General features: G+C 68.8%; 12 protein-coding genes. 8 read left to right on the forward strand and 4 right to left on the reverse strand.

Translation table 11 applies throughout. The features are described 5' to 3' along the window. The 8 genes from ACR0R4_RS12860 to nylB form a co-directional block, all read left to right on the forward strand. The coding region (locus ACR0R4_RS12860; RefSeq protein WP_433647790.1) for an ABC transporter substrate-binding protein at positions 1-753 on the forward strand (753 nt) is incomplete at its 5' end. Between the two features lie 6 nt (positions 754-759). Continuing rightward, entirely contained in the window at positions 760-1,731 is a 972-nt protein-coding gene (locus ACR0R4_RS12865) for an ABC transporter permease (RefSeq protein WP_363746611.1), read from the forward strand. After that, positions 1,728-2,600, forward strand: coding sequence for an ABC transporter permease (locus tag ACR0R4_RS12870; protein WP_363746609.1), 873 nt, complete (start codon positions 1,728-1,730; stop codon positions 2,598-2,600). The genes ACR0R4_RS12865 and ACR0R4_RS12870 overlap by 4 nt, the downstream gene beginning before the upstream one ends. Next, on the forward strand, positions 2,597-3,418 hold the full coding sequence (locus ACR0R4_RS12875) for an ABC transporter ATP-binding protein (RefSeq protein WP_363746606.1): 822 nt from the start codon (positions 2,597-2,599) through the stop codon (positions 3,416-3,418). The genes ACR0R4_RS12870 and ACR0R4_RS12875 overlap by 4 nt, the downstream gene beginning before the upstream one ends. Further along, positions 3,415-4,203 carry an ABC transporter ATP-binding protein gene (locus ACR0R4_RS12880; RefSeq protein ID WP_433647791.1) on the forward strand — a complete coding sequence of 263 codons (789 nt, stop codon included), beginning with the start codon at positions 3,415-3,417 and terminating at the stop codon, positions 4,201-4,203. Before ACR0R4_RS12875 ends, ACR0R4_RS12880 begins: the two co-directional genes overlap by 4 nt. After that, complete coding sequence (locus ACR0R4_RS12885) at positions 4,200-5,267, forward strand: endo-type 6-aminohexanoate oligomer hydrolase (RefSeq protein WP_433647792.1); 1,068 nt, start codon at positions 4,200-4,202, stop codon at positions 5,265-5,267. The genes ACR0R4_RS12880 and ACR0R4_RS12885 overlap by 4 nt, the downstream gene beginning before the upstream one ends. Positions 5,268-5,299: 32 nt before the next feature. Next, complete coding sequence (locus ACR0R4_RS12890) at positions 5,300-5,884, forward strand: cytosine permease (protein ID WP_424457359.1); 585 nt, start codon at positions 5,300-5,302, stop codon at positions 5,882-5,884. After that, complete coding sequence (nylB, locus tag ACR0R4_RS12895) at positions 5,881-7,059, forward strand: 6-aminohexanoate-dimer hydrolase (protein WP_433647793.1); 1,179 nt, start codon at positions 5,881-5,883, stop codon at positions 7,057-7,059. Before ACR0R4_RS12890 ends, nylB begins: the two co-directional genes overlap by 4 nt. Before the next feature lie 119 nt (positions 7,060-7,178). Here the strand turns inward: nylB and smpB are convergent, their stop codons facing one another. From smpB to ACR0R4_RS12915, 4 genes are all read right to left on the reverse strand, one after another. Beyond that, entirely contained in the window at positions 7,179-7,658 is a 480-nt protein-coding gene (gene smpB / locus ACR0R4_RS12900) for an SsrA-binding protein SmpB (RefSeq protein WP_079941835.1), read from the reverse strand. 250 nt (positions 7,659-7,908) lie between these two features. Beyond that, the gene (gene ftsX / locus ACR0R4_RS12905) at positions 7,909-8,823 is read right to left on the reverse strand and encodes a permease-like cell division protein FtsX (protein ID WP_079941836.1); all 915 of its coding nucleotides are present in this window, start codon (positions 8,821-8,823) and stop codon (positions 7,909-7,911) included. Next, the gene (locus tag ACR0R4_RS12910; protein WP_253035905.1) at positions 8,820-9,023 is read right to left on the reverse strand and encodes a hypothetical protein; all 204 of its coding nucleotides are present in this window, start codon (positions 9,021-9,023) and stop codon (positions 8,820-8,822) included. Before ACR0R4_RS12910 ends, ftsX begins: the two co-directional genes overlap by 4 nt. 41 nt (positions 9,024-9,064) lie before the next feature. Further along, complete coding sequence (locus ACR0R4_RS12915) at positions 9,065-9,829, reverse strand: IS6-like element IS6100 family transposase (RefSeq protein WP_001389365.1); 765 nt, start codon at positions 9,827-9,829, stop codon at positions 9,065-9,067. Positions 9,830-9,889 lie beyond the last annotated feature (60 nt).

Genomic DNA, 9,889 nt, shown 5'->3' on the forward strand with positions numbered 1-9,889 from the left:
GACCTCTACTACGTCCTCGTCAACTCGCAGAAGCCCGACAGTCCGCTGAACGACCAGGACGTCCGCTTCGCGATCAACACCGCGATCGACCGCCAGGCGATCGCCGACATCGTCTTCGCCGGCGAAACGACCCCCACCGGCATCACCCCTTCGAACCTGCCCGGCGCCTGCCGGGTCGACGAGCTGCCCTCGGAGCAGGCCGCGATCGAGGACGCGAGGGCGACCATCGAGGAGACGGGCGCCGGAGACGTCGAGCTCGACCTCATCGTGGACACCTCGAACCCCGTCATGGCGCAGATCGCCCAGCTCGTGCAGCAGCAGCTCGCGGAGATCGGCGTCACCGTCCGGATCGAGCAGGTCGACACCGCGATCTACATCGAGCGGGTCTTCTCGGCCCAGCCGGGCGACTTCGACCTGTCGATCAGCTGGTTCGCGGGCTACTCCGACCCGTCGATGGTGACCAAGTGGTGGAACCCCGAGCAGGCCTTCTTCAACGTCGGCTTCACGGGCGTGCACGAGGATCTCAACGCGCTCATCGCCGAGGGCGCGAGCGAGACCGATCCCGACGCGCGCGCCGAGGTGCTGACCGAGCTGTGCGCCTCCGCCGACGAGTACGCCGAGATGGTGCCGCTCGTGCACCGGCCGTCCATCATCGGGTTCGACACCGCGGCGGTGAGCCCGACGATCCAGAGCAACGAGGGGTACGGCAACATCCTCCGCAACATCGCCGACTACCGGATCGCCGGGGAGTAGTCCCGAATGATGCAGATCCTTCGCTGGTCCGCCGGGCGGGTGATGAGCGCGCTCATCACCCTGCTCGGCGTCTCGGTGCTCATCTTCGTCGCGATCCGTCTCATGCCCGGCAGCTACGAGGACATCATCCTCGGCCCGCTCGCCTCCGCCGAGGAGCGGCAGCTGCTCGCCGAGGCGTACGGGCTCGATCAGCCGATCTTCGTGCAGTACTTCGCCTGGATCGGGCAGGTGCTCACGGGGGAGCTCGGCACCTCCTACGTCACGCAGAGCTCCGTCTCCGGCGAGATGCTCGAGCGCATCCCGGTGACCGCGACGCTCACGATCATGGCGATGGCGGTGACGCTGCTCGCGGGCGTGCCGCTCGGGATCTGGACGGGAGTGCGATCCGGTGCGAAGCAGGGCGGCGCCGTCGGCCGCGTCGTGTCGAGCATCGGCATCAGCGTGCCCGAGTTCGTGCTCGGCAGCATCGTCATCTTCGTGTTCTCGCAGTTCTCGCTCGGCCTGAAGGTCGGCGGGTTCGCGAGCATCGGCACGGGCTTCTGGCCGACGTTCCAGGCGCTCCTGCTTCCAGCGCTCGTGCTCTCCGTCTTCTGCGTCGCGGCGACCGCGCGCACGACGCGCGACGCCGTCATGGGAGTGCTCGTCGAACCGCACATCACGGCCGCCGTCGCGCGCGGGGAGACGGCCGGGCACATCGTGCGCCATCACGTCCTGCGCAACGCCGGGATCCCGATCCTCACGCTGCTCGGCACCATCACCGCCTATCTCCTCGGCGGCGCCGTCATCATCGAGACGCTGTTCAACCTGCCGGGGCTCGGCTCGTTCATGGTCACCGGCCTCGGCCGTCGGGACTTCGCGGTCGTGCAGGCCACCGTGCTCTTCGCCGCCGCCGTCTTCGTCGTGCTGAGCCTCGTGCTCGACCTCATCACGAGCGCGCTCGACCCGCGCGTCGCCGTCACCGGGAAGGCAGGATCATGACCACCTACTCCCTCCCGCTCTCGAAGCGGAAGCGCGCGGTCAAGACCCGCCCGCCCCGCGACGCCCTCTTCATCGCCGCCGCCTGCGCGCTCGGCCTCATCGTGCTCGTCGCTGTGGCGGCCGCCGTCATCCCCTTCGCGGGCGATCCCGCGAGGATCGTCGGCCCGAGGCTCAGCCCGCCCTCTGCGGCGTACCCCTTCGGCACCGACGCCCTCGGCCGCTCGGTGCTGGCGCGCCTGCTGGAGGGCACGCGCACCACGCTCGTCCTCTCCACCCTCGCCGTCGTGTGCACCGCGGTCATCAGCGTGATCCTCGGCCTCGTCGCCGGCTACGCGGGCGGCTGGGCGCGGGAGGTCATCATGCGCCTGAGCGACGTGCTCTACTCCTTCCCGTCGATCGTGCTCGCGATCCTCATCGCGGCGGTGGTGGGACCCGGCCAGGCCGCGGTGCTCTCCAGCATCGTGCTCGTCACGGTGCCGCTCATGACCCGCATGGTGAGCGCGGCGGCGATGTCGGTCGCCAAGCGCGACTTCGTGACCACCGCGAAGATCAGCGGCGTGTCGGCCCCGGTGATCCTCTTCCGCCACCTGCTGCCGAACGTCAGCGGCACCATCGCGGTGCAGGGCACGTACGCGCTGTCGGTCGGCATCCTCGTCGAGGGAGGACTGAGCTTCCTCGGCTACGGCGTGCAGCCGCCGCGGTCATCGCTCGGCCTGCTGATCCAGGAGGGCGGCAGCTACATGCTGCAGGCGCCCTGGCTGCTGTTCGCCCCGGCCGCGGTGCTCGTCGTCGCGATCCTCTCCATCAACCTCATCGGCGACACGATGCGCGATCGGCTCGATCCGCGCGAGACAAGGAGCCTCGTATGACCGCGAACGCCCCCGCTGCCCCGGTGGTCTCGCTCACGGGATTCAGCGCCGAGTACCGCACCCGTCTCGGCGTGACCCGAGCGCTCGACGGGATCGATCTCGATGTCGCCCGCGGCGAACTGCTCGCGATCGTCGGCGAGTCGGGATCGGGCAAGTCCACCGTGTCGCAGGCCATCGGCCGCATGCTGCCGCGCGTCTGCCACGTGACCTCCGGGTCGGTGCACGTGCTCGGCAGGGACATCGCGAGTCTCGCGCCCGATGCGATACGGGCGCTGCGACGGGAATCACTGGGTTTCATCCCGCAGGATCCCATCGCCTCGCTCAACCCGACGATGCGGATCCGTCGCCAGCTCGAGCTCGCGCTCAGGCCGCTCGGACGACCGACCGACCTGGAGTCGCTCACCGAGCTGCTCGCGAGCGTCAAGATCCTCGAGCCGGATCGGGTGCTCCGACTCTATCCGCACGAGGTGTCCGGCGGAATGGCGCAGCGCATCGCGATCGCGCTGACCATGGCGCGCGAGCCCGAGATCCTGATCGCCGACGAGCCCACGGCATCGCTCGACGCACAGGTGCGCGACGAGATCCTGACCCTCATCGTCGACCTGGTGCAGCGCTCCGGCGCGAGCCTCATCTGGATCAGCCACGACCTCGGCGCCGTACGTCGCTGGTGCGACCGGATCGTCGTGATGCACCAGGGGCGTATCGTCGAAGAGGGGCCGGCCGCGCAGGTGCTCGACGAGCCGCGGGCGGACTACACGAGAACGCTGGTCGCCGCGATACCGGGCCGCCAGGATCCCACGACGAAGGAGGCGGAATGATGTCTGCGTCCCATCCGGACACGGATACGGCCCCGGTGCTGGAGCTGCGCGAGGTCAGCGTCGCGTTCACGAGCGGGGCGGGAGCGAAGCGGCGGACCGTCCGCGCCATGAACGCGGTGACGCTCGAGGTCGCCCCGGGCGAGACGCTCGGGCTGGTGGGCGAGTCCGGATCGGGCAAGACCACGACCGCCTCGGTCGCCCTGGGCCTCAAGCGGCCCGACTCCGGCGAGGTGCTGCTGCTCGGGAGCCCCTTCACCCGATCGCGCAGGGCCAACGCCGGCAAGCTGCAGGCGGTGCTGCAGCATCCGCACTGGTCGCTCAACCCCCGGCGCAAGGTCGGGGAGTCGGTGCGCGAACCGCTGACGGTCGCGCGGCGCGACCTCAGCCGGTCCGAGCAGCGGCAGCGCGTGACGGAGATGCTCGAGCAGGTGGGGCTGAACCCCGCCTTCGCCGAGCGCTACCCCCACGAGCTCTCCGGAGGACAGCGCCAGCGCGTCTCGGTGGCCCGGGCGCTCGTGACCGAGCCGCGCTTCATCGTCTTCGACGAGGCCGTGAGCGCGCTCGACGTCGCCGTGCAGATGCAGATCCTCGCGCTCATCCGCGAACTGCAGGCGGAGCACCGCTTCGGCGCCCTCTTCATCTCGCACGATCTCGGCGCCGTGGAGCGCGTCGCGGACCGTGTCGCCGTGCTCTTCCGCGGCGACCTCGTCGAGACCGCTTCGACGGAGGAGTTCTTCCGCAACCCCCAGCACCCCTACTCGCAGACACTCTTGGAGGCCCTATGAATACGACACCGGTCCACGCACTCACGGATATCGACGGCGGGATCGTCGTGGATCCCGCGCCCCGCCTGGCGGGCCCGCCCGTCTTCGGCGGCCCGGGCAACGCCGCCTTCGACCTCGTGCCGGTCAGGAGCACCGGGCGGGAGACGCTGCGGTTCGACTTCCCGGGCGTCAGCGTCGGTTCGGCGCACTACGAGGAGGGGCCCACCGGTGCGACCGTGATCCACATCCCCGCCGGCGCCCGCACCGCGGTCGACGCGCGCGGCGGAGCCGTGGGTCTGTCCGGCGGGTACGACTTCAACCACGCCATCTGCCTGGCCGGCGGAGCCAGCTACGGGCTCGAGGCGGGCGCCGGGGTGAGCGGCGCGCTCCTGGAACGCCTCGAGTATCGCACCGGCTTCGCCGAGGCCCAGCTGGTGTCGTCGGCGGTCATCTACGACTTCTCGGCGCGCTCCACCGCGGTCTACCCCGACAAGGCGCTCGGCCGCGCGGCGCTCGAATTCGCCGTTCCCGGTGAGTTCCCGCAGGGGCGGGCGGGCGCGGGCATGAGCGCGTCCGCGGGCAAGGTGGACTGGGACCGCACCGAGATCACCGGGCAGGGCGCGGCGTTCCGTCGTCTCGGCGACGTGCGCATCCTCGCCGTCGTCGTGCCGAACCCGGTCGGCGTGATCATGGACCGCGCGGGCGGGATCGTGCGCGGCAACTACGACGCGCAGACCGGGGTCCGGCGCCACCCGGTGTTCGACTACCAGGAGGCGTTCGCCGAGCAGGTCCCGCCCGTCACCCAGGCGGGCAACACCACGATCAGCGCGATCGTCACGAACGTGCGGATGAGCCCCGTCGAGCTGAACCAGTTCGCCAAGCAGGTGCACAGTTCGATGCACCGCGGCATCCAGCCGTTCCACACCGACATGGACGGCGACACGCTCTTCGCCGTCACCACCGACGAGATCGATCTGCCGACGACCCCGGGGTCGTCGCGCGGGCGGCTGTCGGTGAACGCGACCGCGCTCGGCGCGATCGCCTCCGAGGTGATGTGGGACGCCGTCCTCGAGGCCGCGAAATAGGGGCATCGGCCCCGCAACAGGAGAGGAAGACATTGGACATCATCACCGCGACGGTGACGGGCACGGATCCGGGAAGCCGGGGCGCCGAGATCGGGAGCCGCTTCGGGGAGGGGATCCGCGACGCGGTCGACGGCATGACCACCTACACCGCCAGCATGGCGTTCCAGTCGATCGGCATCCCGATCCGGCGCATCCCCTCGGCCATCATCATCGGCGTGCTCGGCACCTTCTTCACCATCTACCTGGTCATGTCGACCAGCCTGCTCGACGCGGTGAACATCATGCTGCAGGTGCTGATCCTCATCTCGGCTCCGGGCATCACCGTCTACTGCATGGACATCTGGCTGCGCCGCAACCGATACGATGGCCTCGATCTCTTCGACGAGCGCCGGGGGGCGAAGTACTGGTACACCGGCGGCTTCAGCATTCCCGGCCTCGCCGCGGGGATCATCGGCGGCGCTGCCGCCTCCTTCTTCCTCACCACCGATTTCTGGAGCGGCGCGGTCGCCGAGGCCATGGGCTACATCGATCTCTCCGCCCCCGTCGCGATGATCGTCAGCGGTGGCCTCTACTATCTCTTCACCCGCCGCGGCTACACCTTCGGAGACACTCGATGAACGCACGTTCCACCGGCCAGCACCCCGCCAGGTATCCCGGAGCCGCGGCCGGGGAGCCGACACTCGACAGCTGGCAGGAGGCCCCGCACAACCGCTGGGCCTTCGCCCGCCTGGGCGAGCTGCTGCCCACGGCGGCGGTCTCCCGGCGCGACCCGGCGACGCCCGCGGAGCCCGTCGTGCGGCTCGACGCGCTCGCGACGCGGCTCCCCGATCTCGAGCAGCGGCTCGAGGAGACCTGCACCGACGCATTCCTCGTGCTGCGCGGCTCCGAGGTCCTCGCCGAGTACTACCGGGCGGGTTTCGCACCCGACGACCGTCACCTGCTGATGAGCGTCTCGAAGTCGCTGTGCGGCACGGTCGTCGGCGCGCTGATCGACGAGGGGCGCATCGATCCCGCGCAGCCCGTCACCGAGTATGTACCCGAGCTCGCGGGCTCCGTCTACGACGGGCCCTCCGTGCTGCAGGTGCTCGACATGCAGATCTCGATCGACTACAACGAGGACTACGTCGATCCGGCCTCGGAGGTGCAGACCCACGATCGCTCCGCCGGCTGGCGCACGCGGCGAGACGGGGACCCCGCCGACACCTACGAGTTCCTCACCACCCTCCGCGGCGACGGCGGCACCGGCGAGTTCCAGTACTGCTCGGCGAACACCGACGTGCTCGCCTGGATCGTCGAGCGGGTCACCGGTCTGCGCTACGTCGAAGCGCTCTCCACGTACCTGTGGGCGAAGCTCGACGCCGATCGGGATGCGACCATCACGGTCGACCAGACCGGCTTCGGCTTCGCGAACGGGGGCGTCTCCTGCACCGCGCGGGATCTCGCACGCGTGGGCCGCATGATGCTCGACGGCGGCGTCGCTCCCGGCGGACGGGTCGTATCGCAGGGCTGGGTGGAAAGCGTGCTGGCCGGCGGCTCCCGCGAAGCCATGCCCGACGAGGGTTTCACCTCCGCATTCCCCGAGGGCAGCTACACGCGCCAGTGGTGGTGCACGGGCAACGAGCGCGGCAACGTGAGCGGCATCGGCATCCACGGCCAGAACCTCTGGCTCGATCCGCGCACCGACTCCGTGATCGTCAAGCTCTCGTCGTGGCCCGATCCCGACACCCGGCACTGGCACGGGCTGCAGCGCGGGATCCTGCTCGACGTCAGCCGTGCCCTCGACGCGGTGTAGGCGGCGTGACCGGCGTCGGCACCGCGCCGGTGGATCCTGCGACTGCCTGACGCGGTGGCGCCACCGCGTCAGGCGCGTCGCAGGATCCGCCCGCGACGCGGGGACACCCGAGGGAGCGCCTACTCCCCCATCCGGTTGCGGGTGCGCATCGCCCGTTCGGCCTCGCGCTTGTCCTGCCGCTCGCGCATGGTCTGGCGCTTGTCGTACTCCTTCTTGCCCTTCGCGAGGGCGATCTCGACCTTCGCGCGGCCGTCGAGGAAGTACAGGCGCAGCGGCACGATCGTCATGCCGCCCTCGCGGGTCTTCTGGTAGAGCTTGTCGATCTGCTGGCGGTGCAGCAGCAGCTTGCGCTTGCGGCGCGGCGCGTGGTTCGTCCACGAGCCGTTGAGGTACTCGGGGATGTAGGCGGCGTCGAGCCAGGCCTCGCCGCGCTCGATGAACACGTATCCGTCGACGAGCGACGCGCGTCCCATGCGCAGCGACTTCACCTCGCTGCCCGTGAGCACCAGGCCCGCCTCGTAGGTGTCGAGGATGTGGTACTCGTGCCGGGCCTTCTTGTTGGAGGCGATCAGCTTCTCGCCGGTCTCCTTCGGGCTCATGTCACATCCTTCCTGCGGCCGGGGTGGTTCGGGGTCCGCGCTCACGCGCGAAGAACCAGCTTATCGCACACCGCCGCCGTTCCGCCCGCCACGCCGAGCCGCCCGGCCTCGAGGCGCCCGAACCGAGCCGATTGCTCCAACCCGCACGGATTATCGGCGCGGGAGGGCTCGGGCTCGCACGATGGGCTCGGTTTCGACGAGCCCCGGCCCCGAGATCCGGATCCGCGGCCCGCCCCGGGGACGCTCTGCGCTACACCCGCAGGTATCTGGTGATCGCGATCTTCGCCGCGATCGCCGAGAGCACCACTCCCACCAGCACGAGGATCGGCGGCACCACGAGCGCCTGCTCCACCGTGATGTAACTCGTGAACGGCACCTCCCGGGCGAGGAATCCCTGCACGAAGAAGCGCACGATCGCCACCGACGCGGCGCTCGCGAGCACGGCGCCGAAGAGCGCGGCGATGATGCCCTCCAATATGAAGGGGGTCTGGATGAACCGGTTCGACGCGCCCACGAGGCGCATGATCCCGATCTCCCGCCGGCGCGAGAACGCCGAGAGCCTGATCGTGGTCGAGATCAGCAGCATGGCCGCCACCAGCATGAGCCCCGCGATGACGATCGCCGTGTAGCTCGCCACCCCCAGGAACAGGAAGATCCGATCGAGCAGGCTGCGCTGGTCCGAGACGCTCTGCACGCCGGGGATGCCCGAGAACGTCTCCGTGATGATGTCGGAGCGCGAGGGATCCTTGAGCTTGATCCAGAAGGTCTGGTTGAGCTGCTCCGGCTTCGTGATGTCGACGATCGGGTTGCCCTCGAACTGCTGCACGAACTCCTTGTAGGCCTGCTCGTGCGTCACGAAGAAGAAGTCGTCGACGTAGGGGCGCAGCGTGTCCGACTGCAGCGCCTCCTCGACGGCCGCGATCTCGTCCTCGCCCGCGTCCTCGCCGGCGCAGGTCGAACTCTGGTCGTAGTCCGTGCAGAGGTAGACGGCCACCTGCGCGCGGTCGTACCAGAACGTCTTCATCTGCTGGATCTGCAGCTGCATCAGGATCGCCGCCCCCACGAAGGTGAGCGACACGAAGGTCACCAGCACCACGGAGATGACCACCGACATATTGCGGCGCAGGCCGTTCCAGACCTCGCCGAGCACCAGTCCCGCCCTCATCGCACCGGCCCCACATCCGTCTGGTCGTCGTTCTTCCGGCGCAACCCGAGGTGCTCCGCCAGGCTGCCGGTCTCGGACATGCGCACGGGATCCATCGGGCGATCCGGATCGAGGAAGCTCGGGATCCGGCGCGCCTGCGGCCCGCCGGAGCGCACCGTGTCGTCATCGTCGATGTCGGAGTCGTCGGGGCTCTGTTGCAAAGATTGGCGGCAGTCAGAGGTAGGCTGTCGCTCTGCGCCGATCAGGCGGCTGCTGCGAAATGGTGGTTGAGCATGCCCATGGCCTCCGTCAGCGCCGAGGGCCCAATGCCAAAAGCTCTCTCCACAAGGCGCACCTCGCCCCTGATGCCGGGCTGCAGGCACCAGGGGCGAGCCTGTCCTTTGCGCAGGGCTCGCATGACTTCGAATCCCTTGATCGTGGCATAGGCCGTGGGGATCGATTTGAAACCGCGCACCGGCTTGATCAGTATCTTGAGCTTTCCGTGATCGGCCTCGATCACGTTATTGAGATACTTCACCTGCCGGTGGGCCGTCTCCCGGTCCAGCTTTCCTTCGCGCTTCAATTCGGTGATCGCTGCACCATAGCTCGGCGCTTTGTCGGTATTGAGCGTGGCAGGCTTTTCCCAGTGCTTCAGGCCTCGCAGGGCCTTGCCCAGGAACCGCTTCGCTGCCTTGGCGCTGCGGGTCGGCGACAGGTAGAAATCGATCGTGTCGCCCCGCTTGTCGACTGCCCGGTACAGGTAGGTCCACTTGCCCCGCACCTTGACGTAGGTTTCATCCAGGCGCCAGCTCGGATCAAAGCCACGCCGCCAGAACCAGCGCAGCCGCTTCTCCATCTCCGGGGCGTAGCACTGGACCCAGCGATAGATCGTCGTATGGTCGACCGAAATGCCGCGTTCCGCCAGCATTTCCTCAAGGTCGCGATAGCTGATCGGATAGCGACAATACCAGCGCACCGCCCACAGGATCACATCACCCTGGAAATGGCGCCACTTGAAATCCGTCATCGTTCCGTCCGTCCAATCTCCGCCAAGCATGCTCAAGCTTCACGATTTTTGCAACAGAGC

The organism is Leucobacter fengyongliangi, assembly GCF_050971685.1.
Taxonomy (GTDB): Bacteria; Actinomycetota; Actinomycetes; order Actinomycetales; family Microbacteriaceae; genus Leucobacter.